The 23,904-nt window shown below is 71.4% G+C and carries 30 protein-coding genes, 1 tRNA gene and 1 pseudogene; 15 read left to right on the top strand and 17 right to left on the bottom strand.

Annotated elements, in window-relative coordinates:
- The 3 genes and pseudogenes from sod to ESO89_RS12580 form a co-directional block, all read left to right on the top strand.
- Positions 1–241: pseudogene (gene sod / locus ESO89_RS12590) on the top strand (superoxide dismutase [Mn]); the annotation flags it as partial.
- A gap of 150 nt (positions 242–391) precedes the next feature.
- Complete coding sequence (locus ESO89_RS12585; protein WP_128905827.1) at positions 392–727, top strand: DUF5827 family protein; 336 nt, start codon at positions 392–394, stop codon at positions 725–727.
- Positions 724–1,650 (top strand): ATPase, encoded by a 927-nt coding sequence (locus tag ESO89_RS12580; protein ID WP_128905826.1) that lies wholly within the window; start codon positions 724–726, stop codon positions 1,648–1,650. The genes ESO89_RS12585 and ESO89_RS12580 overlap by 4 nt, the downstream gene beginning before the upstream one ends.
- A 59-nt stretch (positions 1,651–1,709) precedes the next feature.
- Here the strand turns inward: ESO89_RS12580 and ESO89_RS12575 are convergent, their stop codons facing one another.
- Positions 1,710–2,192: a hypothetical protein gene (locus ESO89_RS12575; protein WP_128905825.1), complete on the bottom strand. Its 483-nt coding sequence runs from the start codon at positions 2,190–2,192 to the stop codon at positions 1,710–1,712.
- A 105-nt stretch (positions 2,193–2,297) separates the two neighbouring features.
- Entirely contained in the window at positions 2,298–2,648 is a 351-nt protein-coding gene (locus ESO89_RS12570) for a 4a-hydroxytetrahydrobiopterin dehydratase (protein WP_128905824.1), read from the bottom strand.
- A 161-nt stretch (positions 2,649–2,809) separates the two neighbouring features.
- On the opposite strand from ESO89_RS12570, the gene ESO89_RS12565 reads away from it, so the two are divergent.
- Together ESO89_RS12565 and ESO89_RS12560 are read left to right on the top strand one after the other, a co-directional pair.
- Positions 2,810–3,244 (top strand): thiol-disulfide oxidoreductase DCC family protein, encoded by a 435-nt coding sequence (locus ESO89_RS12565; protein ID WP_128905823.1) that lies wholly within the window; start codon positions 2,810–2,812, stop codon positions 3,242–3,244.
- A complete protein-coding gene (locus ESO89_RS12560; RefSeq protein ID WP_128905822.1) occupies positions 3,241–3,798 on the top strand; it encodes a GIY-YIG nuclease family protein in 558 nt (185 codons plus the stop codon). Before ESO89_RS12565 ends, ESO89_RS12560 begins: the two co-directional genes overlap by 4 nt.
- A gap of 53 nt (positions 3,799–3,851) precedes the next feature.
- Here the strand turns inward: ESO89_RS12560 and ESO89_RS12555 are convergent, their stop codons facing one another.
- The 3 genes from ESO89_RS12555 to ESO89_RS12545 form a co-directional block, all read right to left on the bottom strand.
- The gene (locus tag ESO89_RS12555; RefSeq protein ID WP_128905821.1) at positions 3,852–4,334 is read right to left on the bottom strand and encodes an acyl-CoA thioesterase; all 483 of its coding nucleotides are present in this window, start codon (positions 4,332–4,334) and stop codon (positions 3,852–3,854) included.
- A 103-nt stretch (positions 4,335–4,437) separates the two neighbouring features.
- The gene (locus ESO89_RS12550; RefSeq protein WP_128905820.1) at positions 4,438–4,890 is read right to left on the bottom strand and encodes a bifunctional nuclease family protein; all 453 of its coding nucleotides are present in this window, start codon (positions 4,888–4,890) and stop codon (positions 4,438–4,440) included.
- Between the two features lie 83 nt (positions 4,891–4,973).
- Entirely contained in the window at positions 4,974–5,681 is a 708-nt protein-coding gene (locus ESO89_RS12545) for an ArsR/SmtB family transcription factor (RefSeq protein WP_128905819.1), read from the bottom strand.
- A gap of 108 nt (positions 5,682–5,789) precedes the next feature.
- Here ESO89_RS12545 and ESO89_RS12540 point away from each other — a divergent pair, with 108 nt between their 5' ends.
- The 3 genes from ESO89_RS12540 to purM all read left to right on the top strand — a co-directional run bounded on the left by ESO89_RS12540 (position 5,790) and on the right by purM (position 9,512).
- Positions 5,790–7,577: a TraB/GumN family protein gene (locus ESO89_RS12540; protein WP_128905818.1), complete on the top strand. Its 1,788-nt coding sequence runs from the start codon at positions 5,790–5,792 to the stop codon at positions 7,575–7,577.
- 25 nt (positions 7,578–7,602) lie between these two features.
- Positions 7,603–8,271 (top strand): zinc metalloprotease, encoded by a 669-nt coding sequence (locus ESO89_RS18585; RefSeq protein ID WP_164932796.1) that lies wholly within the window; start codon positions 7,603–7,605, stop codon positions 8,269–8,271.
- A gap of 152 nt (positions 8,272–8,423) precedes the next feature.
- The gene (purM, locus tag ESO89_RS12535; RefSeq protein WP_241686224.1) at positions 8,424–9,512 is read left to right on the top strand and encodes a phosphoribosylformylglycinamidine cyclo-ligase; all 1,089 of its coding nucleotides are present in this window, start codon (positions 8,424–8,426) and stop codon (positions 9,510–9,512) included.
- A 63-nt stretch (positions 9,513–9,575) separates the two neighbouring features.
- Here purM and ESO89_RS12530 read toward each other — a convergent pair whose 3' ends face one another.
- A complete protein-coding gene (locus ESO89_RS12530; protein WP_128905816.1) occupies positions 9,576–9,833 on the bottom strand; it encodes a hypothetical protein in 258 nt (85 codons plus the stop codon).
- Positions 9,834–9,953: 120 nt separating this feature from the next.
- Between ESO89_RS12530 and ESO89_RS12525 the strand changes: the two genes are divergently transcribed.
- Positions 9,954–10,751: an inositol monophosphatase family protein gene (locus tag ESO89_RS12525; protein WP_128905815.1), complete on the top strand. Its 798-nt coding sequence runs from the start codon at positions 9,954–9,956 to the stop codon at positions 10,749–10,751.
- A 73-nt stretch (positions 10,752–10,824) separates the two neighbouring features.
- Here the strand turns inward: ESO89_RS12525 and ESO89_RS12520 are convergent, their stop codons facing one another.
- The 4 genes from ESO89_RS12520 to ESO89_RS12505 form a co-directional block, all read right to left on the bottom strand.
- Positions 10,825–12,006 carry a PAS domain-containing response regulator gene (locus ESO89_RS12520; RefSeq protein WP_128905814.1) on the bottom strand — a complete coding sequence of 394 codons (1,182 nt, stop codon included), beginning with the start codon at positions 12,004–12,006 and terminating at the stop codon, positions 10,825–10,827.
- A 71-nt stretch (positions 12,007–12,077) separates the two neighbouring features.
- Complete coding sequence (locus ESO89_RS12515; RefSeq protein WP_128905813.1) at positions 12,078–12,347, bottom strand: hypothetical protein; 270 nt, start codon at positions 12,345–12,347, stop codon at positions 12,078–12,080.
- 76 nt (positions 12,348–12,423) lie between these two features.
- On the bottom strand, positions 12,424–13,035 hold the full coding sequence (locus ESO89_RS12510) for a transcriptional regulator FilR1 domain-containing protein (RefSeq protein ID WP_128905812.1): 612 nt from the start codon (positions 13,033–13,035) through the stop codon (positions 12,424–12,426).
- Positions 13,028–13,714, bottom strand: a complete 687-nt coding sequence (locus ESO89_RS12505) for a class I SAM-dependent methyltransferase (protein ID WP_128905811.1) — start codon at positions 13,712–13,714, stop codon at positions 13,028–13,030. Before ESO89_RS12505 ends, ESO89_RS12510 begins: the two co-directional genes overlap by 8 nt.
- Before the next feature lie 59 nt (positions 13,715–13,773).
- Here ESO89_RS12505 and ESO89_RS12500 point away from each other — a divergent pair, with 59 nt between their 5' ends.
- The gene (locus ESO89_RS12500) at positions 13,774–14,340 is read left to right on the top strand and encodes a CinA family protein (RefSeq protein ID WP_241686223.1); all 567 of its coding nucleotides are present in this window, start codon (positions 13,774–13,776) and stop codon (positions 14,338–14,340) included.
- Between the two features lie 24 nt (positions 14,341–14,364).
- On the opposite strand, the gene ESO89_RS12495 is transcribed toward ESO89_RS12500, so the two are convergent.
- Together ESO89_RS12495 and ESO89_RS12490 are read right to left on the bottom strand one after the other, a co-directional pair.
- Positions 14,365–14,568: a hypothetical protein gene (locus ESO89_RS12495; RefSeq protein WP_128905810.1), complete on the bottom strand. Its 204-nt coding sequence runs from the start codon at positions 14,566–14,568 to the stop codon at positions 14,365–14,367.
- A gap of 63 nt (positions 14,569–14,631) precedes the next feature.
- Positions 14,632–15,459 (bottom strand): NAD(+)/NADH kinase, encoded by an 828-nt coding sequence (locus ESO89_RS12490; RefSeq protein ID WP_128905809.1) that lies wholly within the window; start codon positions 15,457–15,459, stop codon positions 14,632–14,634.
- 121 nt (positions 15,460–15,580) lie between these two features.
- On the opposite strand from ESO89_RS12490, the gene ESO89_RS12485 reads away from it, so the two are divergent.
- The gene (locus ESO89_RS12485; RefSeq protein ID WP_128905808.1) at positions 15,581–16,969 is read left to right on the top strand and encodes a KaiC domain-containing protein; all 1,389 of its coding nucleotides are present in this window, start codon (positions 15,581–15,583) and stop codon (positions 16,967–16,969) included.
- A gap of 64 nt (positions 16,970–17,033) precedes the next feature.
- Positions 17,034–17,636: a mechanosensitive ion channel family protein gene (locus ESO89_RS12480; protein WP_128905807.1), complete on the top strand. Its 603-nt coding sequence runs from the start codon at positions 17,034–17,036 to the stop codon at positions 17,634–17,636.
- A 247-nt stretch (positions 17,637–17,883) separates the two neighbouring features.
- Here ESO89_RS12480 and ESO89_RS12475 read toward each other — a convergent pair.
- Positions 17,884–17,954, bottom strand: a tRNA-Gly gene (locus ESO89_RS12475).
- 91 nt (positions 17,955–18,045) lie between these two features.
- On the opposite strand from ESO89_RS12475, the gene ESO89_RS12470 reads away from it, so the two are divergent.
- Complete coding sequence (locus ESO89_RS12470) at positions 18,046–19,521, top strand: M28 family metallopeptidase (RefSeq protein WP_128905806.1); 1,476 nt, start codon at positions 18,046–18,048, stop codon at positions 19,519–19,521.
- Between the two features lie 44 nt (positions 19,522–19,565).
- Here ESO89_RS12470 and ESO89_RS12465 read toward each other — a convergent pair whose 3' ends face one another.
- Positions 19,566–20,498: an NAD+ synthase gene (locus tag ESO89_RS12465; RefSeq protein WP_128905805.1), complete on the bottom strand. Its 933-nt coding sequence runs from the start codon at positions 20,496–20,498 to the stop codon at positions 19,566–19,568.
- A 443-nt stretch (positions 20,499–20,941) separates the two neighbouring features.
- Between ESO89_RS12465 and ESO89_RS12460 the strand changes: the two genes are divergently transcribed.
- Positions 20,942–21,475, top strand: coding sequence for an Rrf2 family transcriptional regulator (locus tag ESO89_RS12460; protein ID WP_128905804.1), 534 nt, complete (start codon positions 20,942–20,944; stop codon positions 21,473–21,475).
- A 7-nt stretch (positions 21,476–21,482) separates the two neighbouring features.
- On the opposite strand, the gene truA is transcribed toward ESO89_RS12460, so the two are convergent.
- The 3 genes from truA to ESO89_RS12445 form a co-directional block, all read right to left on the bottom strand.
- A complete protein-coding gene (truA, locus tag ESO89_RS12455; protein ID WP_128905803.1) occupies positions 21,483–22,361 on the bottom strand; it encodes a tRNA pseudouridine(38-40) synthase TruA in 879 nt (292 codons plus the stop codon).
- Complete coding sequence (locus tag ESO89_RS12450) at positions 22,358–22,852, bottom strand: universal stress protein (RefSeq protein WP_128905802.1); 495 nt, start codon at positions 22,850–22,852, stop codon at positions 22,358–22,360. The genes truA and ESO89_RS12450 overlap by 4 nt, the downstream gene beginning before the upstream one ends.
- Before the next feature lie 77 nt (positions 22,853–22,929).
- Positions 22,930–23,130: a XapX domain-containing protein gene (locus tag ESO89_RS12445; protein ID WP_128905801.1), complete on the bottom strand. Its 201-nt coding sequence runs from the start codon at positions 23,128–23,130 to the stop codon at positions 22,930–22,932.
- A 139-nt stretch (positions 23,131–23,269) separates the two neighbouring features.
- On the opposite strand from ESO89_RS12445, the gene ESO89_RS12440 reads away from it, so the two are divergent.
- A complete protein-coding gene (locus ESO89_RS12440; RefSeq protein WP_128905800.1) occupies positions 23,270–23,836 on the top strand; it encodes a peptidylprolyl isomerase in 567 nt (188 codons plus the stop codon).
- Positions 23,837–23,904 lie beyond the last annotated feature (68 nt).

Genomic DNA, 23,904 nt, shown 5'->3' with positions numbered 1-23,904 from the left:
CGGCTGGGCATTGCTCGTGTACGACACGTTCTCGAACCGGCTGCGCAACGTCGTGGTCGACAAACACGACCAGGGCGCGATCTGGGGCGGCCACCCCATCCTCGCGCTGGACGTGTGGGAACACTCCTACTACCACGACTACGGCCCGGCCCGCGGCGAGTTCGTCGACAACTTCTTCGAAGTCGTCGACTGGGACGAACCGTCGACCCGCTACGAGCAGGCCGTCGAACTCTTCGAGTAACGCTCGACGCCCGCACGCGCCGCGACACGCGCGTCGAACCCCGAGATTCTTTTACCTGCCGCCCGCCGAGAGCCGCGGCGCTCGCGCTCGACCCGGACCTCCGATCGCGGTATCGGCAGCGTTTACGGACGCGACGCCGTAGCGACGCCCATGCCCGAGCCGAAGTCGACGTTCGACGCGACCTATCCGTGTGACTTCTACGAGCCCGCGGAGCTGTTCGAGCCCGACCAGATGTACACGATCCCGGAGATCGCCCGGCTGCTACAGGAGTTGGAGCCGGACGCCGAGATCGACCCCGACACCGAGGCCGTGCTGATCGACTGGGCGATCCCGTGGGTGATGACCCACGCCGACGACCTCGTGATCGCCGAGCCGCTGGCGGAGGACGGTCCCGGCTACTACGGGGTCGCGCCGCACGCGGTCGACGGTGAAGGGGGAGCGGGCGAAGAAGGGAGCGAAGACGCCGGCCCGCAAGCCGGAGCGTGAGCCGGGAGCGATCCGACGCGCCGGTGGTCCTCGTCGCCGGCGGCGCCCGCGTCGACGCCGGCAAGACGACCTTCTCGACCGGATTGGTGGCGAGCCTCGCCGCCCGCGCCGACGACGCGGTCGGGGTCAAGCCCCGCGCCGGCAACGACCACTGGTACGACCACGACGACTACCGGATCGCGAGCGGTTCGGGGCGGCTCTACGGGAAGGACGCGAGACGCCTCGCGGCCGCGAGCACGCGACCGCTCCCGGCCGTCGGCGATCGGGGGCCGGCCGTCGGCGATCCGAGTCGTCCCGAAGCGATCACCCCGGAGTCGATCAACCCCGTCCACCGCCTCTGGCGACCGACGCCCGGCCGGACCGGCATGCTGGGCGACACGGATCGGACGTTCCTCTGCGACCGAGTGACGACGGAGGACGGCTCCCGGTTCGTCGTCAACGGCACGGCCGAGGCGGCGGGACTCCTTCCCGACGGGCTCGCCGACCGACTCCCGCTGGCCGAGGCGACCCGCGTCGACGACGTGGCGGCGTTCAACGACGTGATGGCGGCCGACTACCTCCCCGCCTTCGACCGCCTCGCGGCCCGGGTCGCGGCGGCGTCGGTGCCCGTCGTCGTCGAGTCGTACGCGGATGTCGCCGAGCCACTCCCCCGGGACGGGTTGGTCGAGCCCGACGCGGTGGCGGTCGTCGACCCCGGCCGCGTGCGGGTCTACGCCGGCGACCGCTACGCCAAGGCCCGCGCGGTCGCGTCCGGCAGCCCGCGAGAGGGGACGATGGAGGAGCACACCGGAACCGTGACGGAGATGATCGAGCCGCTGGCGACCGTCGATCTCCCGGCGCTGTCGGGCGACGAACGCGGCGATCCGAGCCGCGTCGCGGAGCGCTACGGCCACGCCTACGAGGCGCTGTTGGAAGCGGTCTAGCGGAGGAACAGACGGAAGAAGGGGTGGGGAGGGAAACCGACGGGGGACCGGCGGAGCGCTCAGGCGTTCCGCTTCGAGTAGTGATCGATGGCGGACTCGATCGAGGAGAGATCGGCGTTCACCCGGCTGTCGGCGACGCGCATGAAGCCGGGGGTGTACGACTTCGAGTAGTCGAAGAGCGCGTTGACCGCGCGCTTCGGGGCGGAGACGGCCGCGAAGTCGGTGACCGTGTAGACGCGCGTGGTCGGGAACGCGGTCCAGAACGTGCTGGAGACCCAGCGGTCCTCGTCCTCGAAGGTCGTCCCGATTCGACCGGTGGCGAGGTACTCGCCGTCGTGGTAGAAGAGGAGGAGGTCGCCTTCTTCCATCCGCTCGAACGTCGAGCCGTTCCCGCTGTCGTCGTCGACGGCCCACAGGCGGGCCTCGTCGAGGTCGGCGAGGTCGTCCGTGCGGTCGTCGTACTCGGTGAGGTCGACCGCGGACCGGACCGTTCGATCGAAGTTCTCCGGGTCGATCGGGACCAGGAAGACGTTCGCACTCATTACCCCTATTTCCGTCGGGAGGGGTTTAAAGCCGTTCGTTGCCGAGTCGCTCCGTTGGCGACCGCTCGACACCGGCCAGTCGACCGCTTCTCGATCGATCGCGGCTCAGTTGTCGTCGTACCCGTCGTAGATCCGGTCCATCCGCGCGGCCATCACGAAGTCGGACTCGTGGAGGCCGCCGATGTCGTGGCTCCACATCTCGACGCCCACCTCGCCCCACGAGAGGCGGATGTCGGGGTGGTGCCACTCCTCCTCGGCGAGCTCGCCGACTTCGTTCGTGAACGCCAGCGCCTCCGCGAAGTCGGCGAACTCGTAGGTCGCTTCGAGGTGGTGGTCGTCGACGACCTCCCACGCCGACCCGAGCGCGGCGAGGTGCTCGGCGTACTCGTCGTCGGTGAGCGGCTCGGTTCCCTCGTCGGCCGGCTCGACCGGCTCGTCCGCGAGCGGCGGTGACATACCACACCGTTGAACGACGAGCGGCTTGTACCTTCCGCGGGTCGCCTCGGCGAGAACCGACCGGACATCGCGCCGCTCGGCGCGAACGCCAGTCACGAACTTTGAGGGGTTGAAGCCGCTCCGGCCGGCCGCTTAAGCCGCCGGAGCGCGTACCGACCGCTATGGACACCGACCCGGACGCGCCGGTGCTGATCTTCGACGGCGACTGCCCGTACTGCTCGGTGGCGGCCGTCGCGCTCCGCCGGTTGGAGGGCGTCGTCGCGGTGCCGTGGGAAGCCGATCCCGTGGGGCCGTTCCTCGACGCGCAGTTCGGCTCGCGCCCGTTCGCGATGGTGTTCGTCGACCCCGGCGAGGGACGTGTGTACGCCGGCCGCTCGGCGGCCGAGGAGCTGGCCGAGCGCGCCGGAACCCCGGGGATCGTCGGGGGGCTCGTCCGCGACAACTACGATCGGATCGCCGGCGCCGTCGGAACGCTGTCGGGGCGCGGCCGCGACCCCGACGACGTGCACGACACCTACGAGCTGACCGACGCCGCGAGCGAGCTCGTCGACGACCTCCGCCCAGCGGCGAGCGACCCGCCGGAGGCCCTGTCGTGAGCGGGGACGGAGGCGGAGACGGAGACGAAGCCGAAAACGACGCCAACGACCCGGACGGCGGCACCTACACACTCCTCGTCGCGCTCGCGACCCCGGCGACGATCGAGGTCGGCGCGCTCGGCGCACGCCGGTTCGATCCCGGCGGCTACGCGTACACGGGCAGCGCGCTCGGCGCCGGCGGGTTCTCCCGCGTCGACCGCCACCGCCGGACCGCGCGCGGCGACCACGACGTGCGCCACTGGCACGTCGACCACCTGCTCGGTCACCCAGACACCCGGATCGACCGCGTCGTTCGGAGCGTCGGCGCCGACGTGGAGTGTGCGGTCGCCGACCGGCTCCCGGCGGGCCCCGTCGACGGCTTCGGCGCGTCCGACTGCGGCTGCGGGAGCCACCTCGCCGCGGCCGGCGAGGGCGAATCGCTCGACGAGTTCGCGGCGCGGGTCCGCGAGGCGCACGGGGACGCGGTCGCGGAGACCGGCGGCTCCGTCGACGTGGTCGCCGGATCGGCGGCGGCGACCGACGGCGCCGTCAGCGACGTGAGCAGGACCCGGTGAGCCGCCGGGGATTCGCCCGTCGCTCCGATCGCTCCGATCGCTCCGATCGCTGACTACAGATCGTACCGATCGACGATGTCGGTGAGCTGTTCGCGGCGGCCCTCGATCGCCTCGTCGCGGAGGGCTTCCTCCTCCGGCGTCGGACAGGTCAGCTCCGGGACGCTCGCCGGGTTCCCCTCGTCGTCGAGCGCGACGAACGTGAAGTAGGAGGTCGTCGTGCGGCGCTCTTCGTCGGTCCGGGGGTTCTCCGCGCGCACGTCGACCTTCACGTCGAGGCTCGTGTTCCCCACGCTGAACACGTACCCCTCGACGACGGCGACCTCGCCCATCTCGATGGAGGAGATGAAGTCGACGTGGTCCATCGAGGCGGTGACGACCTGTCGGTTCGAGAAGCGCATCCCGGCGATGGCGCCGCAGATGTCCATCCAGTGGAGCACCGCCCCCCCGAGCGCCCGCCCGAGGTTGTTCGTGTCGTTCGGCAACAGCAGTTCGGTCATCTCGGTGTACGACTCCGCGACCGTCGCCGTCTCGTCCATGTCGTCGGTGGGACGGCGGGCGACTTCAACCCCCTGACCGGCGGCGGGCGGCCGGAATCGGCGGTGGGCAGCCGGCGGCGGGCGGCCGGCGGCGACGCGCGCGTCACGTCCCCTCTTGGGGACCGTCGTCGAACCGGACCGAGTCCTGCGAGCGCCCCGCCTCGTCTATCACCTCGTCGGAGACGACGATCGGGCAGTCGATCCGGACGGCGAGCGCGAGCGCGTCGGAGGGCCGCGCGTCGAAGACGAACCGCTCCGGCTCGCCCTCCTCGTACCGCTCCGCGTCGACCTTCGCGTAGAAGGTGCCGTCCCGGAGGTCGTCGATCCGGACGCGGTCGATCGCGCCCCCGAACTCGGTGAGGATGTCGACGAGAAGGTCGTGCGTCAGCGGACGGTCGAACGGCTCGCCTTCGAGCGCCATCCCGATCGACTGCGCCTGATCGGCGCTGACGAAGATCGGGACGTATTCGCCGCGCGCGGACAGGATGACCGCCGGCACGTCGCCGCCGGGTGCGGAGCCCGCTCCGACCCCGACGACCTCGGCTTCGTGTTCCATACCGGATCGTGGCGGCGGCGGCATGAATAGCTGTCCCACGCGAGCGCCACGCGCAGACGCCCTGCTCGGACGGCCCACCGCAGTCAGCGACCGCTCCAGTACCAGTACGCCCAGCCGACCGTGAACACGAGCGCGGCGCCGAGGAAGAAGACGATCCCGGGCTCGATCAGCGAGACGGCGTAGTCCGCCAGGGGGTCGACGACGTACTCGACGGTGCCGTCGATCTCTCCGCCTCCGCCCCCGCCGCCGTCGGCCCCGGGGGCCGTCTCGATCGAGGGACCGTCCGCGGCGTCTTCGGTCGCGGCGTCGCCGGCGCTCCCGCCGGTGCTCGTCGTCACGCGGGCGGTCGGCCCCGTCACCGACAGCACCCGTTGGGCCGCGACCGCCGCCAGCCCGATGATCCCGTAGCCGCCGAGCAGCCGCATCAGGGCCGACTTGATCCCGCGCGACTCCTCCGAGCCGCCGGCGAACAGGACGAGCGGCTCGTCCGCGGCCGCGTACACGTCCATCTCTCGGCCCTTCTCGGAGTAGGTCGTGTCGACGACGTCGACGAGGTCGGCGCCGTCGAGCTTCGAGAGGTGGTACTGGACGTTCTGAAGCGAGGTGTCGACGGCGTCGGCGAGCTCCGACTTCGTCGCCGGCTCGTCGTGGAGCCGCGTGAGGATCTCGCGCGCCGTCTCGGAGCCGAGCGCCGCGATGAGTTCGTCCGCGTCGTCGTCGTCGACGCCGACCACCCGGGGTTCGCGGTCCTCGGGGGTCGTGTCGGGGAGGGAGGGCAACAGCCGCGACATGCCAGCCCCTCCGCCCCCTGAGAATACAAATTTGTTGGATCGCCGAGGCGGCGACGCGTGGTCACCGACTCACAAACCCTAAACGCGGCGACGGAGTACGTCGTGGCAATGACAGAGACGCCACGGGGAGCCGACGACGCGTCCCCGCCCCCGACGGCGATCGACCCGGCCGCGGGCACCGGCGCCGGCGGCGGTCCCGATGCCGCGGACGGGTCGCCCCCCGGCGACGAGTCCGGCTCCGTGACGGTCGTCGGAACCGCACACGTCTCCGAGCGGTCGGTCGACGAAGTCGAGGAGACGATCGAGCGCGAGCGACCCGACGTGGTCGCCGTCGAACTCGACGAGGGCCGGTACCGACAGATGAACGGCGAGAGCCCCGACGACCTCGACGCGGGCGACCTGCTGCGGGGCAACACCGTCTTCCAGTTCCTCGCGTACTGGATGCTCTCGTACGTCCAGACCCAGCTCGGCGACCGGTTCGACATCGAGCCGGGCGCCGACATGCGCGCCGCCATCGACGTGGCGGAGGGGCTCGGCATCGACGTGGCGTTAGTCGACCGCGACATCCAGACGACGATCCAGCGCTTCTGGGCCCGGATGTCGGTCACGGAGAAGCTGCGGATGGTGGGGGGGCTCGCGTTCGGCGTCACCGACTCCCGCGTGGTCGGCGTGTTGGTCGGCCTGTTCGTCGGGGTTCTCGCCGGCCCGGTGATCGGGCTCTTCGGCGGCAGCGTCGGGGTCACCGACGCGCTGCTGACGAGCGTCACTGGCGGCGTGCTCGCCGCGGTCGCGGCCGCGATCGTCGTCGATCAGGTCGGGAAGGTCTCGCTCTCGCCCGACGGACGCCTCTACGCCGCGGCGATACTGGGCGTCGCGTCCGGGATCGCCGCCGCCGCGGTCGGCGCGCTCGACGGGGTCGTCGCGACGTACCTCGGCGGCTTCGCCGTGACGGCGGTCGGGAGCCTCGGGCTCGGGATCTCGCTCGGCTTAACCCTCGGCGTGTTCGCGTCGCTCGCGATGAGCGTCGTCGGGCGGGGAACCAGCGAGCCCGAACACGGCGGGATCGAGGAGCTGGGGATGGAGGACCTGACCGACACCGACGTGGTGACGATGATGATGGAGGAGTTCCGGCAGTTCTCCCCCGGCGGCGCCGAGGCGCTCATCGACGAGCGCGACGCGTTCATCGCCCACCGGCTCGTCGCCCTCCGCGAGGCCGGCTACGACGTGGTCGCCATCGTCGGCGCGGGCCACCGCGTGGGGATCGAGGGGTACCTCGCGAATCCCGCGTCGCTCCCGCCGATGGAGGACCTCGTCGGGAAGGAGCGCGGGCGCGGGCTCCCGTGGAAGAAGGCGATCGGCTACGCGATCACCGTCGGCTTCGTCGGCTTCTTCGTCCTGCTCGCACTCGCCGGCGTGGAGAACGCGTTCCTGTTCCGGCTGTTCGGCGCGTGGTTCCTCATCAACGGTGCGTTCGCGTTCGCGTTCGCGAAGCTCGCCGGCGCGCGTTGGACCTCCGCCGGCGTCGGCGGCGCCGTCGCGTGGATGACCTCGATCAACCCGATGCTCGCGCCCGGCTGGTTCACCGGCTACGTCGAACTCCGGAGCCTGACGGTGAACGTCGGCGACATCGGGCGGCTCAACGAACTGCTCTCCGACGAGACGCAGTCGCCCTCGGAGCTGGTCTCCGCCATGCTCGACGTGCCGCTGTTCAAGCTCATCGTTGTGGTCGCGATGACGAACATCGGGAGCATCGTCGCGAGCTTCCTGTTCGCGGTGTACGTCATCCCCGCGATGTTCGGCGACGTGGGGGGCGTCGACGAGGTGGGACGGCTGTTGATCGACGGGGCGAGCACCGGCGCAGAGCTGGTCCGGAGCGCGATCACGGGTGGCGCATGACCGACCGTTTCAGGTGGTTGGACGCATGAGTGAAACTCTTCAGGGTCGCCGGATCGCCGGCCTCTACTTCAGCGGGACCGAGATCCGCGACCTGCTGGTCGCGTGGCTCGCGCTCGGCGTCGCGTTCACGTTCTTCTTCGTGAACGGCACCGCCGGCGTCGATCGGCTGCTCGCGGCGGGCGTCGTCCCGCCGCTTCTGGTCGGCCTGCTCACGGCGGGCGTCGCGTTCCTCCTCCACGAGATCGCGCACAAGGTCGTCGCGGTCCACTACGACCAAGTGGCCGAGTTCCGGGCGGACAATGGGATGCTGTTTCTGGCCGTGATGAGTTCGCTCCTCGGGTTCATCTTCGCCGCGCCGGGCGCGGTCCACCACCGCGGCCGGCTGACGCCCGAGGAGCACGGCCACATCGCGCTGGCGGGGCCGGTCGTCAACCTCCTGCTCACGCTCGTGTTCCTGCCGGCGCTGCTGCTCGGTCCGGTCATCGGGAGCCCGGTGGTCACGCTGATCGGCTCCCGCGGGATCGCGATCAACGTCTTCCTCGCGGCGTTCAACCTGATCCCGTACGGCCCCCTCGACGGGAAGACCGTGATCGGGTGGAGCAAGGCGGTGTGGGTCGCCTTCTTCGCCCTCTCCGTCCTGCTCACGATCGGGCTCGTGTTCGTCGTCGGGCTCGGCTTCGGCGGGCCGTTCTGAGGCGGGCCGTTCTGAGGCGGGCCGTTCTGAGGCGGGCCGTTCTGAGGCGGGCCGTTCTGAGGCGGGCGTCGTCGGACGCCGCCGACACTATTGCTCCCCACCGCCTCCGCGGGAACGGTGCGCTTTTGCTCCGCGGGCGTCCCTCGACACACATGACCGAAGGCGACGGCGGAGACGACGGAGACGCGAGCGGGGGCGAGAGGGAACCGACGGGCGACGACGGAGCCGAACTCACCTACGCGGACGCCGGCGTCGACATCGACGCCAGCGAGGCGGCGACCGCGGCGCTGATCGGCGCGGTCGGCGAGGGCGAGGGCGACTACGCCGGCCTGCTCGACATCGGCGACCGCTACCTCGCGCTGGCGACCGACGGCGTCGGGACGAAGCTCCTCGTCGCCGAGGCGCTCGGCGACTACTCGACGGTCGGGGTCGACTGCATCGCGATGAACGTCAACGACCTGGTCGCCGCCGGCGTCCGCCCCGTCGCGTTCGTCGACTACCTCGCGGTCGACGAGCCGGACGAGCGGTTCGCCGAGCAGGTCGGCGAGGGGCTCGCGCGCGGCGCCGAGCTCGCCGACATGGAGCTCGTCGGCGGCGAGACCGCGGTGATGCCCGACGTGATCAAAGGCCTCGATCTGGCCGGCACCTGCGCCGGGCTCGCCACGAAAGACGCGGTCTTCGACGGCGAGGCGTGGCCGGGCGACGCCCTCGTCGGCTGGCGTTCCTCGGGAATCCACTCCAACGGACTCACACTCGCGCGGGAGGCCGCGACCCGCGACCACGAGTACGCCGACCCCTGCCCGTTCGAGGGGTACGAGACGGTCGGCGAGGCGCTCCTAGAGCCCACCCGGATCTACACCGACCTGCTCGACCCGATGCGCGAGCACGGCGTGCGCGGCGCGGCCCACGTCACCGGCGGCGGGTGGACCAACCTGACGCGGCTCGGTGCGAACCGCTACGTCGTCGAGGACGCCTTCGACCCCCAGCCAGTCTTCGAGTTCGTGCAGTCGGAGGGGGGCGTCTCCGACGGGGAGATGTACCGGACGTTCAACATGGGGACCGGCTTCGTCGCCGCCGTCGACCCCGACGCGGCCGCGTCGTTGGCCGCCGAGACCGACGGGCGCGTGATCGGGCGCGTGGAGGAGGGCGACGGGAATGGGGACGGGAGCGACGGGAATGGGGACGGGAGCGACGGAGACGGAGATGACGGGAGCGTCGCTGTCCGAGGACTGGTGCTGTAGTTTCGAAACGTCCGACGGCCGCCGCGCTCGTTCGGCCCGGGAGACCGGCGGACCGCGTTGATCCTACTCGCCGCCGTCGGTGTACGCCAGGTCGCCGAGCACGCGCTCGGCGGTCGCGTCCGCCTCGGCCGGCGTCGGCCGGTCGCCCGCGACCACCTCGTCGGCCAGCGCGCCGGCGAGCGCGTACACGGCGTCCCCGCCGGCTCGGTCGGCGACGCGCTCGAAGGTGGGGCGGTAACCGGCGGCCGTGCGCCGTCCGGTCTCGTCGATCGAGGCGTCGATTGCGTACTCGAGCTGTCGGACCGCCTCCTCTGGTTTCATACGCGCCAGTCCGTTCCGGACGCACTTAAGTGTACTCGGATTCGGAATCGAGTTAATCATTTGCCGCTCCGCCGCTCTCCGGATCGACGTTTATACGCGTCCGGCGGTCGGAGCGTGCCCATGGTCGACACAGACGAGCGCGCCGCCGTCGCCGAGCGCGCGGCGCGGGCCGGCGCGCGGGTCGCGAACGACCGGTTCCGGAGCGACATCGACGTCGAGACCAAAGGCGAGGACGACGTGGTGACCGAGGCGGACCGGGCGGCCCAGCGCACCGTGATCGAGGCGATCCGCGAGACGTTCCCGGACGACGCGGTCGTGGGCGAGGAGGAGGACGAGCGCAAGACCGTCCCCGAAGCGGGCGCGGCGTGGGTGATCGACCCGATCGACGGCACCAACAACTACGTCCGGGACATCCGCGTGTGGGGGACCGCGGTCGCGGCCGTCGTCGACGGCGAGCCGGTCGCCGCGGCCACCGTCGCGCCCGCCTTGGGCGACGTGTACACTGCCGACGCGGACGGCGCGTACCGCAACGGCGAGCCGATGCGCGTCAGCGACGTGTCGGACCCGCGGCGAGCGACGGTCGACCCGACGCTGTGGTGGGACTTCGACTCTCGCGACGAGTACGCCGCCGCCTGCGAGGCGATCGTTCGGCGGTTCAGCGACCTGCGTCGCCTCGGCGCCGCGCAGGTCGTGCTGCCGACCGTCGCCGCGGGCGGGCTGGAAGGGACCCTCTCGAACCTCCGAGCGAACCCGTGGGACTCCGTCGCGGGCGTGTTCATGGTCCGACAGGCAGGGGGGAAAGCGACGGACTTGGAAGGGAACCGCTGGCGACACGACTCGACGGGGCTCGTCGTCTCGAACGGGGACCTCCACGACGAGGTGCTCGACGCGGCACGCGCGATCGAGGGGCTCGCGTGACCGTCGCGTTCCGCGGCCGCGCGGCGTGGCGCGATCTGTCCCCCCGCACCGCGTCCCGGCGGCGACCGGCCGCCTACCGCCCGCCGGCCGCGTCGCGGTAGACCCACAGGTGCCCGTACCCGTCCGGTAGGTCGACCGGGCGGTACGTCCGCAGGAGGGCGCTGCCGTCGGCGCGGTCGAGCCGCTCGTCGTCGACGGGGCGTCGCGCGTCGACGACCGCCTCGATCCGTTCGACGAAGGACTCGGGGTCGTCGAACAGCTCGCTCATCTCGGCGGCGAACCGCGCGCAGTCCCGACCGGTCGCCGCGGACGGGTCTCCGTCGATCTCGAAGAGGTCGTACAGGTGGCGGTTGACGCGGATCACCCGCCTGTCGGCGTCCTCGACGAGAACCCCGACCGGGAGCGCGTCGAGGACCGTCGACACGACGGCGTTCGTCCGTTCGAGCCGCCGCTTGCGGTCCGCCCGTTCGGTGACGTCCTCGAACTGCGAGAAGACGCGGATCACCTCGCCGTCGTCGTCGGTCACCACTTGGTTGTGCCACGCGCAGCGGATTCGTTTGCCGTCGGCGCGCAGGTTCTCGTTGACGCTCCGGTATCCCCCCTTGTCCGAGAGGAGGCGGCGTTCGAGCCCGGCGACGTGGCGGTGAGCGTCCTCGGGGACGAACCGGGCCCACGTTTCGCCGACGAGCTCCTCCTCCGAGTACCCCAAGATCTCCTCGGCGGCCGGGTTCGCCCGGACGATCCGGAACCCCTCGTCGAACTCGATCGTCCCGAGCGGCGACTGCTCGATGAAGCGCGAGAGCCGCTCTTGGCTCGCCGCCAGCGCCGCCCGCGAGCGGGCCTGATCGACCGCGTTCCGGACCCGGTTCACGAGTACCGTGTACTGGTCGGTGCCGGAATGCTTCTGGATGTAGTCGGTGACCCCCGCGGAGATCGCCTCGCTGGCGATCTCCTCGCTCCCCTTCCCGGTGAACAGCACGAACGGTACCGTCGGGTCGCGCTCGCGGACGCGGTCGAGGAACGCCAGCCCGTCGGTTCCGGGCATCTCGTAGTCGCTGACGACGCAGTCGATCGGCTCGGACTCGACGACGTCGAGCGCGGCGTCCACGTCCGTCTCCGACCGGACCTCGAAGGCGTCGTCGATCCGTTCGAGGTAGGTGGCCGCGAGGTCGAGGAAGGACTGCTCGTCGTCGACGTGTAACACCCTGACGGCCGACTCGCGATCGCCGCGCGGGCGAAGGGACGACCCCGGCATTGCCAGACAGTACCACGACATCGTGGAAATACGTTCGGGTGGACCAGCAGACGACGGCGCTCGGAGCCGGCCTATTCGTCGACGGCGGCGACGGCATCGCCGTCGGCGGCCACCTCTCCGGACGCCTCGTCTTCGGCGGTCGCGACGCCGTACAGCCCGACGAGCGCGGCGAGCACGATCACCGCGCCCTCGGCGCGCGCGGCGACGTGCACCCACTCGCGTGGCTCCGCCTCCCCGGCGTTCCGATACAGCGCCCTCGTCCACGCGCGGACGACCGCCCGCGGAACGAGCGTCTGGACCAGTCCACCGATTCCGGCGACCAACAGCAGCAGGGCCTTCATACCTCCCCTTCGCGGGGTGCGTCCAAAAGCGATGCGGCGCGCGGTGATGCCCGCGCGGCCTCGCACCGCGAGCGCGTCACACGGGGTCGGCCGCCGAGAGGTAGCGCCGGCAGGTCGCGGCCGCCCACTCACGGATTGCGGGGGCGTCCGACCACAGCAGCGCGGCGAGCCCGCGCTCGTCGAACAGCCCGACGACGGCCCGGTCGTCGACGAGGAGCACGCCGATCGGAGCGTCGCCCTCGTAGCGGTACGCGTCGATCCCGTGTTCGGCGAGGATCGACCGGATCACGGTTCCCGAGGGGCCGACCAGCCGGTCCGCGGCCCGCCCGGCGAACACGAGTCGGACGGTCCCGCCGTCGGCGCTGCCAGTGCCCTCGTTGTCTCCGCCCCCGGCACTTTCGTCGTCTCCGCCCCCGGCACTCTCGTCGTCTCCGCCCCCGGTCGACACGCCGCGGTCGTCGTCGCCGCTCTCCAGCAGCCGCCGCGCGAGGGCGGGATCGGCGCGAGTCACGATCCCGACGACGGCGTCACCCGCGCCGACGAGCGAGGAGAGCTCGGCCGCCGGCCCCGGGTCGTCGCCGCGCTCGGCGAGGTCGGCGGCGATCGCTCCCGTGTCGTCTCCCTCGACGCCGACCGCCTCGGCGACCAGTCCCCGGAGGACCGCGCCGGGCGTGTCGCCGTCAGCCATCCGTTCGCCCCGCGACCTCGTCGTCCCATCCGCCGTCTCCGTCCACCTCACCATCCGCCTTCCCCTCACCAGCCCCGTCCGGACGGGGCGGGTACGTCTGCCGCCCGCCGGCCGACCGTCGTGCCAGCAGCCGGGCGGTCGCGCGGCGGTGGTCGCCGGGACGCTCCTCGGTCGTCTCGTCGTAGTACAGCACGGTCAGCCCGAGCCCGGCGCGGAGGAGCTCGTTGGCGGCGAACCGGTAGCGGTCGTCGCTCGGACCGGAGGGGGCCGCGTCGGCCGACCGCAGGTGTCCCTCGACGAACAGGTATCCGCCGGACGCGAGCGACTCGGTCAGGTCGGCGAAGCGGTCGAGCGCGTGGAAGAAGCTCATCGTGATCAGTTCGTACGTCTCCGCCGGGAAGCCGTACGTCGAGGCGTCGGCCTGCACCGTTTCGATTCGGTCGGAAACGCCGCGCTCCGCGGCGCGCTCGCGGACGATGGAGAGCCCCTCGCGGGAGGCGTCGAGGGCGTCGACCGCGTACCCCGCCTCGGCGAGGTAGACGGCGTTGCGGCCGGTGCCGGCGGCCACGTCGAGCGCGCGGCCGTCGGGGATCGCGGGTTCGTACGAGCGCAACACGGCCGACGGCTCCGGTGCGCGGGGGTACTCGCCGGACGCGAAGCGATCGTCCCAGTCGGTCATGCCGGCGTTTGCGCCGCGGCGAGCGTAAACCCCACGGGCGTGGGAGCCACAGGGAGGGCATGGACGAGCGCGGGCGGAAATCGAAAATCGACGGAGCCGACGAGTCGGCGCCGGTCGAGGAGACGCTCGGCGACCTGCTGACCGAGCGCGGGGAGGCCCTCGCGACCGCGGAGTCGCTGACGGGCGGGCTCGTCGGGTCGCGGGTGACCGACGTGCCGGGCGCGAGCGCCTACTTCGACCGCGGGTTCGTGACCTACGCGTACGCCGCCAAACGCGAGCTGCTCGGGGTCTCCCGCGAGGCGCTCGACGCCGAAGGGGCCGTGAGCGCGCCGGTCGCCGAGCAGATGGCAGCGGGCGCGCGCGACCGCGCCGACACGACGTGGGCGGTCGCCACGACCGGGATCGCCGGACCGGACGGCGGCACCGAGGAGAAGCCGGTGGGACTCGTGTACGTCGGCGTGGCCTACGCCGCGCCGTGGGGAACCGAGGAGTCGTTCGTCCGCACGGAGCGGTTCGTCCTCGACGGCGACCGCGCGGCGGTGAAACGGAAGGCGGTCGACGCGGCGCTAAAGGCGCTCGTCCGGACGGTCCGCGAGGTCGACGCCGAGAGTGACGGGCAGAGATAGCCGAACCCCGATCGACCTCCCCGTTCACTCGATGTACGCGTGCCCGACGGCCGCGACGAGCAGCGCGGCGACGACGATCCACGCGAGCGGCTCCGCGGCGAGCAGCCGGATCGGTCGGACCGCGGACTCGTCGAAGCCGAACAGCGCCCCCGCCGACAGCGCGCCGGCGAGCACGAGCGCGGCGACGACCCCCGAGACGCCGATGAGCGCGGCGTCGAGTCGGTCCATACGTCGGGTCCGACCGGGTCGAACATAAAGGCCACACCACGGGGGATTCCGGCGTCCCGCGGGCTACGACAGCTTTTCGAGCGCTTCGAAGAAGTCGGACGGCGGCCCCGCGATCCGCATCGGCGGGGTCGTTCGCTCGACGGTCACCTCGGTCGGCGCGGGGAGGGTCGTCAGGTTCCGCCCGTCGCTGGCGACGACGACCTCCTCGACGCCCTCGACCGCCACGGTGACGGTCGCGTCGGTGCCGACCACGAGCGGGGGCATCCCCCCGTCGGCGGCCATCTCGTTGACGACGAGCCCGCTCACCGCGGGGTGGACGAGCGGCCCGCGCTCCGAGAGGTTGTACGCGGTCGAGCCGGTCGGGGTCGCGACGAGGACCCCGTCGGCGTGTCCGCCGGCGTACCGGCTCCCGTCCACGCGGACCTCGTAGTCGATCCCGGCCCCGGGACCGCGTCGGCCGCCCTGGATCACGATCTCGTTGGCCGCGGGAACGGAGGTCCACTCGTCGGTCCGGGCGGCGAGCCGCGGCGCCTCCCGCACGTCCATCTCTCCGCGGTCGAACGCCTCGATCTCCGAGCGGACGGCCTCCTCGGCCGCCTCCGGTGGGACGGCGTTGAGGAAGCCGACCTCCCCGAGGTTGACGCCGACGATCGGGGTATCCTCGGCGTTGCGCGCGACGAAGAGGAACGTCCCGTCGCCGCCGACCGCGACCGCGAGGTCGCAGTCGGCGAGCGCGCCGACCGCGCGGCCGATTTCCGGCTCGCCGAGCGCGTCGGCAGTCTCCGCGTCGAGCCAGACGGACGCCCCGGCGCCGTCGACCGCGTCGCGCAGCTCGTCGGCGACGGCGACCGCGCGATCGCTCCCCTTCCGCGCCACGATTCCGACCTCCATGCGCCACCGATTCTCGCCGCCGGACAAAAGGATGCGGACATCGGACCGCGGTTCCGGAAAGTTTCAAGCCGCCCGCCCGCCTTGCCAGAACCATGTCGACCCCCCACGGCCGACCGGAACCATGAGCGAGGAGGACGACTGGTTCGAGCGCGCGTTGCGGGACGCCGACGCTGACAGCCGTGCGGCCGACGACGGGGGGGACGACGAGGCGGGGGACGACCGACCCGACGAGAACGGCGAGGCGGACGACGACCGACCCGACGAGAACGGCGAGGCGGACGACGACCGACCCGACGAGAACGGCGAGGCGGGGGACAAAGACGAGGTCGAAGGGACGCCCGAATCGGAGGGAGGTGACGCTCCCGACGAGGAGCACGGGAGCGACCCGTTCGGCGGGATTCGGGAGGGCGAGCGGGACCCGTCGCGGGACCCCGGCGACGGCGAAGCCGGCGAGACCGGCGAGACCGGCGAGACTAGTGAGACCGGCGACGAGGCCGGGTCCGATCCGTTCGGCGGCGGGTCGCCGGACGACGGTGCCCCAGCTCCGACCGGTTCTGCGGACGCCTTCGACGGCTCGTTCGGTGACGGAGACCCGTTCGGCGGCGGGTCGGGCGGCGACGAAGCGCCGAACGACAGGAGATCACCCGGAGGCGGTGACCCCTTCGGCGGCTATCGGGAGAACGCCGCGGGCGACTCGGGAGGGCCGAGCGAGTCGGGGGGGCCGGACGACGTCGGTTTCGGTGAGTTCGGCGACGGGGAGGGCGGCGACGCGTCGCCGGGGTTCGACGTCGACCCCGACGAGTTCGAGTCGTCGATCGAGCGCACCGACATCGGGATCGAGGGGCTCGACGAGATGATCCTCGGCGGGGTCCCGCGTCGCTCGCTTCTGTCGGTCATCGGCGGCGCCGGGACCGGGAAGACGACGTTCGCGCTCCAGTTCCTCAACGAGGCGCTCGAATCCGACCGAAAGGGGATCTACATCACCCTCGAACAGACCCGCGAGTCGATCCTCTCGACGGCCGAAGAGAAGGGGTGGTCGTTCCGTGAGCACGCCGACGAGGACCGGCTCGCGGTGGTCGCGATCGACCCGATCGAGATGGCGAACTCGCTGGCGTCGATCCGGAACGACCTCACCCGGCTCATCGCCGAGTTCGACGCCGACCGGCTGGTGCTCGACTCCGTCTCCCTCCTCGAGATGATGTACGACCACCCGGCGAAGCGTCGCTCCGAGGTGTTCGGGTTCACCCGCTCGCTGAAGGAGGCCGGCGTCACCACCCTGCTCACCTCGGAGGCAAGCGAGGAGAACGCCTACGCCTCCCGCCACGGGATCGTCGAGTACCTCACCGACGCGGTGTTCGTGCTCCAGTACATCCGCGGCACCGACTTCCGCGAGACGCGCCTCGCCGTCGAGATCCAGAAGATCCGCGACGCGAACCACTCTCGGCAGTCGAAACCGTACGAGATCACCGACACCGGCATCTCGGTGTACGGACAGGCGAACATCTTCTAGCTCGGCTCACGCCGCGCTCGCCCCACACGAGAAGGTTCAATCCGCGCCCGTCGGTGTGTCAGCCATGGTCGCGTTACTAGTCGTCACGGAGCTGGTCCCGAAGTACGTCGGGCTTCTCGCGCAGATCGCCGAGTTCCTCTTCGTCGCCGTGCTGGTCGTCGGCGCGTGGGCCGCGGGGTTCACCGGGTTCCTCGGCGGCTCGGCGCTCATCGTCGCCGCGCTCACGCTGGCCGTCGGGTTCGCGGCCCAAGACGTGCTGTCGAACTTCGTCGCCGGCGTGTTCATCGTGCAGGACCGGAACTTCAACATCCACGACTGGATCGAGTGGGACGGCAACGCCGGCTTCATCGACGACATCGGGTTCCGGGTGACGCGCATCCGCACGTTCGACAACGAGACGATCACGGTGCCGAACACAGACCTCGCGACGAACGCGGTGACGAACCGCATGAGCAACGACACGCTCCGCATCTCGACGACCTTCGGCATCGGGTACGGCGACGACATCGACGAGACGACCCGCATCCTGTTGGACACGGCCGCCGAGCCGAGGGTATCGTCGCCGATCCCGCTCCCTCGGTCCGCGTCGCCGGCCTCGCGGACACGGCGATCGACCTGCAGGCCCGCTTCTGGATCGCCGACCCGGACCGCGAGGAGTTCTCGGTGACGCGCTCGGAGTACATCCGAACCGTGACGGAGCGGTGCCGGGCGGCCGGGATCGACTCAGCACGACCAGCCAGCACGCGATCACGGGGGATCTGACGGTCGGGGACGCCGACGGGACGTAACTCGGGGATGAATCTCACTCCTCGGCACACTGGTGGCTCGCGGTGTTGCTCGCCGCAGAAATGCACCGTCCGGGACCCCCGCGAGCTTGCGAGCGGGGGTACGGACGGTGCACGAACGAAGTGAAGTGCACCGTCCGGGAATTGAACCCGGGCTATTAGCTTGGGAAGCTAATGTCCTACCACTGGACCAACGGTGCTCACTCGAAGGTACCGGATCGTCCCACTTGAACGTAGCGTTTCCGGTGCCGCGAGCCACACGCTTAACCCGTCGCCGACGGAGTCGTTTCCATGTACTCAGAACCGAACGGGACGAACGTACCGGTCGACCCGGCGGCCGTCGACCGCGTTCGCGAGCGACGCGCCGAACTGGCGCCGGCGCTGGGTCGGACGTGGACCGACGGCGGGCCGCGGCGCTTCCTCACCGACCTCACCGCGATCGGGGGCCGGATGGCCGGCAGCGAGGGCGAGCGCCGGGCCGCCGCGATCGTCGCCGACGCGTTCGAGCGGGCGGGCCTCTCCGGAGTCGAGACGCACCCCTTCGAGATGGCGGCGTGGGAGCGGGGGGACGCGGCGCTCCGGGTGACGGCATCCGGACGCGACGGCGCGGCGGCGACCCGCGAGTTCGAGGCGCTCGCGTTGCCGTACTCGCCGGGCGGGAGCGTCGCCGGCGAACTCGTGGACGTGGGGTTCGGCACGCCCGCCGAGATCGACGAGCGAGACGTCGAGGGTCGGATCGCGGTCGCGTCGACGACGACCCCGGAGGGCGGTCGGTTCGTCCACCGAATGGAGAAGTTCGGGTACGCGATCGGTGCGGGCGCGGTCGGCTTCGTCTTCGTCAACCACCTCGACGGCCGGCTCCCGCCGACGGGGTCGCTGACGTTCGGCGAGGAGGCCGACGCGGTCGCCGTCGGCGTCTCGAAGGAGACCGGCGCGTGGCTCCGGGAGTACGCGGTCGGCGGGGGCGGCGAGAGCAGTGAGGGCGGCGAGAGCGGTGAGGGCGGCGGGGTCGCCGCCGAATCGGCCCCCGCGGCGACCGCCGAGCTGTCGGTGACGGCCGCGACCGAGCCGGGCGAGAGCCGGAACGTGGTCGGTCACGCGGGGCCGGACACCGACGAGCGACTCCTGCTGCTCGCGCACTACGACGCCCACGACATCGCGGAGGGGGCGCTCGACAACGGCTGCGGGATCGCCACCGTCGCGACCGCCGCGGAGATCCTGACGGAGGCGACCCTCCCGATCAGCGTCGACGTGGTCGGAGTCGGGGCGGAGGAGGTCGGACTCCTCGGCGCGGAGCGCTTTGCCGAGCGGGTCGATCTCGACCGGGTAAAGGGTGTGATCAACGTCGACGGCGCGGGGCGGTTCCGCGACCTCGTGGCGCTGGCGCACGCCTCCGAGACGGCCGCGGCGGTCGCCGGGGCGGTGTCGGCCGCGACCACCCAACCGATCGCGGTGGACGTGGAACCGCACCCGTTCTCCGACCAGTGGCCGTTCGTCCGGCGCGGGGTGCCCGCGCTCCAACTGCACAGCGACTCGGGCGACCGCGGGCGGGGCTGGGGTCACACCCACGCGGACACCCGCGACAAGGTCGACGACCGAAACGTCCGGGAGCACGCGATGCTGACGGCCCTGCTCGTCGCCGAGTTCGCGGCCCCCGAGCGCGAGGTGCCTCGGCTCGATCGCGACGACCTGATCACTGCGCTCCGGGAGGCCGACTTCGAGACGGGGATGCGCGCGGCTGACCTCTGGCCGGCCGGCTGGGAGTAGGTGCAGGAGCAGGCGAGGACCCGGACTGGCGGCCCCGCTCCCGGTCAGTTCTCCTGCCGGTCGCACCGCCGTCCCGTCGGCATCGGCGGCGTCGTGCGCTTGTGCGCCGAGGCGCGGTGGCGCGCGAGCAGGTCCTCGACCGTCTCCTCGCCGACGTCGTCCGCCAATTGTTCGGCGATCGTCTCGGGGGCGAGCCCGCGGTCGACGCCGAGCCGCAACACGGCGTCGATCACGTCGTACGTGGCGCCCAGGTCGTCGGCGTCGCGCTGTCCGGGGAGGAATCCCGCCGTCGGCGGCTTCTCGACCACGAACTCCGGCACGTCGAGCTCGTCGGTGAGCGCGCGGACGTCGGTCTTGTACAGGTGCCCGAGCGGGAGCAGGTCGGCGGCGCCGTCGCCGTGTTTCGTTACGTAGCCGAGCAGGTGTTCGCTCCGGTTGGTCGTCCCGCAGACGAGCCGGTTCGTCGCGTTGGCCGCGAGGTACGCCATCGCCATCCGGAGGCGTGCGATCGCGTTGCCGGAGCGGACCGGCTCGTCGTGGAGATCGAACCGGTCGGGCGCGGCCGCGCCGAACTGCGCGAACAGCGGCTGGAGGTGGACGGTGTCGTGCTCGATCCCGAGCGCGTCCGCGAGCGCCTCGGCGTCGCGGGCGTGGGGCGCCCCGATCTTGTTACAGGGGAGGATCAGTCCATAGACGCGGTCGGCGCCGAGCGCCTCGACCGCCAGCGCCGCCGTGACCGTGGAGTCGAGCCCGCCGCTCATGTTGACGACCAGTCCGTCCGCGCTCGCGGCCGCGACCGCGTCGTCGATGAACGCCCGGATTCGGTCGCGTTCCGCGGCCGGATCGGGGGTGTCGAACGGGTCGCCGGCGTCGTCGGAGGCGTCACGGGGTGACGGGTCCTCCTCGCTCGACGTCGCGGCCGCGGAGCGGTCGGGGACGGCCCCCGACTCGAACGCGGTCGACCACGGGTCACCCATCCGGACGCCCTCCGAACGGCGGTTTCGGGACCGGTCCGTCCAGCGCCGGCTCGCCCGAAGCACGCGGTCCCCCGACGGTTCGGTAGGACCTCGTTCCCCGTGCGTATCGCGGACCGGCCCGGTCGTCGGTTCGAAAGCTCATGTTCGCTCGTCGATTCCGAACGGACGGTTAAATACTCATGGTGGTGTTTGTTTAAGGTCTTCCCTACAATCAACACAGTACAGTATTTCTAAGCCCATTTCTCAAGTGAACGTTCGGGATTCTGGCCCTCAATCGTGTGGAAAGAAATAATATCTTCCTTAGAGAAAAGAAAACGACATATACGATCTGAAAACCGTGGTTAGTACTCGGAAGTGAACTATACCTACCATCTATACGGTAATCAACAATATAAGGGCAAAATAACCAAACATTTATACATAACAAGTAATTCGATGAGGCCATGTCGACGATACAGCTCACGACGAGCCAGAGACGGGTGCTCACGGCGCTCGTGAACCTCGCCGAGAACGCGGACCGGCCGGTGTGCGGCCGGGAGATCGCCGAGTCGATCGGTCGTAACGCCGGCACGGTTCGAAACCGGATGCAGAGCCTGCGCGACATCGGGTTGGTCGAGGGCGTCTCCGGGCCGGACGGCGGTTACGTCCCGACCGACGCGGCCTACGAGACGCTCGGCGTCGAGCGGATGGACGACGCCGCGCACACGCCCGTCGAACGCGAGGGCGACCCGGTGGAGGGCGTGAACGTCGAGGAGATCGACCTCTCCAGCGTCGCCAACCCCGAGCTGTGCCGAGCGGCGCTCGTGATCCGCGGCCCGGTCGGCTCTTTCGCCGCCGGCGACCGCGTGACCGTCGGTCCGACGCCGGGCGCGGGGCTCCGGCTCTCGGGGGTCGTCGACGCGACCCACGTCGACGGAAACACCCTGTTGGTTCGCGTCGAGGGCATGGAGACGCCGGGGCGGGGGTCCGCCGCTTAGTCCACAATCAGTCCGTACCCGCGATCCGGTCTCGGATCGCGCCCGTCGCCGCGGCGGCGTGACGGGCGTCGCGGTACCGCTCCCGGAAGGCGACGCGCGCGCTCTCCGCCGCCTCGGGGTCGACCTCGAACGCGACGCCGTCGTAGGCCACGTCCCAGAGCACCAGCGGTTCGGGCGGCGCAGGGCCGATCCCGAGCTCGCCGGGGACCGGCTCGGAGGCGAGCAGTCGGTCGATCAGCGAGGTGTCTGCCGTGCCGCGACCGACCGCGCGAACCGCGGCGACGAGCCGGCGCACGAGCGCCCGCGGGAATCCCCCGGCGCTCACCTCGACGACGAGGAGGTCGTCGTCTCGGGTCGCGCTCGCGGTCAGGTCTCGGACGGTCCCGGTCTCGTCGCTCGTCAGGTTGTGGAAGTCGTGTTCGCCCGAGAGACGTGCGAGCGCGTCGCGGACGCGGTCGTCGTCGACGGCGTGGTCGCGATCCGCGCCTGCGCCGCGGGTAGGGGCGTAGAGATGGTAGCGGTAGGTCCGCCGGACCGCGTCGTGGGTCGCGTGGACTCCCTCGGGCACGTCGGCGGCCGCCCACACCCGCACCGAGCCCGGGAGGTGCCCGTTGAACGCCCGCGGCGTGAGCCAGTCGGGCGCCGCGAACGCGACCGTCTGCGCGACCGCGGAGACGCCGGCGTCGGTCCGCCCCGAGGCGGCGTATCCCGGCGGCGTCGCGTGGGTCGGCCCGTCGCCGCGGTCGAGGACCCCGTGTTCCGCGAGCGCCCGCAGGAGGGTCCCCTCGACCGTCGTCGCGTGGGGCTGACGCTGGAAGCCGGCGTACTCGCGGCCGTCGTACGCGACCCGGAACGCGCGGGTCGCGGTCCCCGAGGCGTCAGTCACTCCGCGTCGATGTCGTCCGCGTCCACGGCCTCTTCCGCAGCCGCTGCCTCGGACTCCCCCTCGCGGTCCGCCATCGGCACGGTGACGACCGGAACGGGGGAGACCCGCACCACCTTTTCGGTGACGCTCCCGAGGAGGACGCGCTGGATGCCGGTGCGGGCGTGGCTCGGCATCACGACGATGTCGGCGCCCACGTCGTCGATCGCGTTCTCGATGACGTCGACGGGCTCGCCGCGGACGACGTTGCCGACCACGTCGACGCCGGCCGACTCCAGTTCCGCCGTCGCGGTCTCGACCCGTTCTTCGGCCGCGTCCTCGACGCGCTCAGCGAACGCGCCGGCCTGCGGCCCGCGCAGCGTCTGCGCGACCGTGTCGATCGCGGAGACGACGTACACGGTCGCGTCGTACCGCTCCGCGAGGCTCCTCGCGTGCGGGATCGCGTCGTTCGCCTCACCGCCCGGCGCCACGGGGAGGAGGATGTCGTCGTACATACGGGACGGTCCGCCCGCCGGGTGCAAAACGGTACCGGCCGTCGCAGAGAGAAGCGACGACCGCGGAGAGGGCGGCGCTACAGCCCGAGCTCGTCGAGCAGGTCGAAGCCGACGCCGGCGTAGCCGACGAGCTTGAAGCCGAGGTAGATCCCCACGATCGCCACCACGCCCGGCAGCTCGGGCGGAGCGGGGATCGGAACGCGGAGGAAGGCGAACAGCGCGCCGACGGAGAGGCCGACGACGAGCGCCGCGATCGTTAACACGGGCGTGGAACTCATGTCGGCAGTTCGGCGGTCTCGGCCCATAAGGGCGCCGTTTCCGTCCGACGCGGTGGGAGCGGTGGGCGACCCGCCGACCCCCCGCCACGCCACGCCGCGGATGGGCAGGGTTTTCAGACGGGCGCCCCTCCGCGGAGACATGGCACGAGAGGTTTCCAACCCCGACAACCCGCAGGTGACGCTTCACACGAACCACGGCGACGTCGTCGCCGAGCTGTTCGCCGACCGCGCGCCGAAGTCGGTCGAGAACTTCCTCGGGCTGGCGCGCCACGACCCCGCCGCCGACGCGGAGCCGGCCCGCGACACGAACACGTGGGAGGACCCCGAGAGCGGCGAGGTCCGCGGCGACTCGCTGTACGAGGGCAACGTCTTCCACCGCGTTATCGAGGACTTCATGATCCAGGGCGGCGACCCACAGGAGAACGGCCGCGGCGGCCCCGGCTACCAGTTCGACGACGAGTTCCACGACGACCTGACCCACGACGGTCCGGGAATCCTCTCGATGGCGAACTCCGGCCCGAACACGAACGGCTCGCAGTTCTTCGTCACGCTGGACGCCACGCCCCACCTCGACGGCAAGCACGCCGTCTTCGGGCAGGTGATCGACGGGATGGACGTGGTCGAGGAGATCGGCGCCGTCCCGACCGACCGCCGCGACGAGCCCCGCGACACCGTCGAGATCGAGCGCGTCACGGTCGAGGAGTAGAGCGCGTCACGGTCGAGGAGTAGAGCGCGCGTCCGCCGCGCTGAGGGCAAGCGGCTCGTACCGCCGGG

This window comes from Halorubrum amylolyticum (assembly GCF_004114995.1).
In the GTDB taxonomy this organism is placed as follows: Archaea; Halobacteriota; Halobacteria; order Halobacteriales; family Haloferacaceae; genus Halorubrum; species Halorubrum amylolyticum.
The sequence above is the reverse complement of the archived record's forward strand: the minus strand, read 5'-3'. Positions and strand labels throughout refer to the sequence as shown.

Bases quoted from the DNA above. Each gene is read 5' to 3' on its own strand.
- ESO89_RS12585 (WP_128905827.1), top strand. From the start codon at position 392: ATGCCCGAGCCGAAGTCGACGTTCGACGCGACCTATCCGTGTGACTTC.
- ESO89_RS12575 (WP_128905825.1), bottom strand. From the start codon at position 2,192: ATGAGTGCGAACGTCTTCCTGGTCCCGATCGACCCGGAGAACTTCGAT.
- ESO89_RS12570 (WP_128905824.1), bottom strand. From the start codon at position 2,648: ATGTCACCGCCGCTCGCGGACGAGCCGGTCGAGCCGGCCGACGAGGGA.
- ESO89_RS12565 (WP_128905823.1), top strand. From the start codon at position 2,810: ATGGACACCGACCCGGACGCGCCGGTGCTGATCTTCGACGGCGACTGC.
- ESO89_RS12555 (WP_128905821.1), bottom strand. From the start codon at position 4,334: ATGGACGAGACGGCGACGGTCGCGGAGTCGTACACCGAGATGACCGAA.
- ESO89_RS12550 (WP_128905820.1), bottom strand. From the start codon at position 4,890: ATGGAACACGAAGCCGAGGTCGTCGGGGTCGGAGCGGGCTCCGCACCC.
- ESO89_RS12545 (WP_128905819.1), bottom strand. From the start codon at position 5,681: ATGTCGCGGCTGTTGCCCTCCCTCCCCGACACGACCCCCGAGGACCGC.
- ESO89_RS12540 (WP_128905818.1), top strand. From the start codon at position 5,790: ATGACAGAGACGCCACGGGGAGCCGACGACGCGTCCCCGCCCCCGACG.
- ESO89_RS18585 (WP_164932796.1), top strand. From the start codon at position 7,603: ATGAGTGAAACTCTTCAGGGTCGCCGGATCGCCGGCCTCTACTTCAGC.
- purM (WP_241686224.1), top strand. From the start codon at position 8,424: ATGACCGAAGGCGACGGCGGAGACGACGGAGACGCGAGCGGGGGCGAG.
- ESO89_RS12530 (WP_128905816.1), bottom strand. From the start codon at position 9,833: ATGAAACCAGAGGAGGCGGTCCGACAGCTCGAGTACGCAATCGACGCC.
- ESO89_RS12525 (WP_128905815.1), top strand. From the start codon at position 9,954: ATGGTCGACACAGACGAGCGCGCCGCCGTCGCCGAGCGCGCGGCGCGG.
- ESO89_RS12520 (WP_128905814.1), bottom strand. From the start codon at position 12,006: ATGCCGGGGTCGTCCCTTCGCCCGCGCGGCGATCGCGAGTCGGCCGTC.
- ESO89_RS12515 (WP_128905813.1), bottom strand. From the start codon at position 12,347: ATGAAGGCCCTGCTGCTGTTGGTCGCCGGAATCGGTGGACTGGTCCAG.
- ESO89_RS12510 (WP_128905812.1), bottom strand. From the start codon at position 13,035: ATGGCTGACGGCGACACGCCCGGCGCGGTCCTCCGGGGACTGGTCGCC.
- ESO89_RS12505 (WP_128905811.1), bottom strand. From the start codon at position 13,714: ATGACCGACTGGGACGATCGCTTCGCGTCCGGCGAGTACCCCCGCGCA.
- ESO89_RS12500 (WP_241686223.1), top strand. From the start codon at position 13,774: ATGGACGAGCGCGGGCGGAAATCGAAAATCGACGGAGCCGACGAGTCG.
- ESO89_RS12495 (WP_128905810.1), bottom strand. From the start codon at position 14,568: ATGGACCGACTCGACGCCGCGCTCATCGGCGTCTCGGGGGTCGTCGCC.
- ESO89_RS12490 (WP_128905809.1), bottom strand. From the start codon at position 15,459: ATGGAGGTCGGAATCGTGGCGCGGAAGGGGAGCGATCGCGCGGTCGCC.
- ESO89_RS12485 (WP_128905808.1), top strand. From the start codon at position 15,581: ATGAGCGAGGAGGACGACTGGTTCGAGCGCGCGTTGCGGGACGCCGAC.
- ESO89_RS12480 (WP_128905807.1), top strand. From the start codon at position 17,034: ATGGTCGCGTTACTAGTCGTCACGGAGCTGGTCCCGAAGTACGTCGGG.
- ESO89_RS12470 (WP_128905806.1), top strand. From the start codon at position 18,046: ATGTACTCAGAACCGAACGGGACGAACGTACCGGTCGACCCGGCGGCC.
- ESO89_RS12465 (WP_128905805.1), bottom strand. From the start codon at position 20,498: ATGGGTGACCCGTGGTCGACCGCGTTCGAGTCGGGGGCCGTCCCCGAC.
- ESO89_RS12460 (WP_128905804.1), top strand. From the start codon at position 20,942: ATGTCGACGATACAGCTCACGACGAGCCAGAGACGGGTGCTCACGGCG.
- ESO89_RS12450 (WP_128905802.1), bottom strand. From the start codon at position 22,852: ATGTACGACGACATCCTCCTCCCCGTGGCGCCGGGCGGTGAGGCGAAC.
- ESO89_RS12445 (WP_128905801.1), bottom strand. From the start codon at position 23,130: ATGAGTTCCACGCCCGTGTTAACGATCGCGGCGCTCGTCGTCGGCCTC.
- ESO89_RS12440 (WP_128905800.1), top strand. From the start codon at position 23,270: ATGGCACGAGAGGTTTCCAACCCCGACAACCCGCAGGTGACGCTTCAC.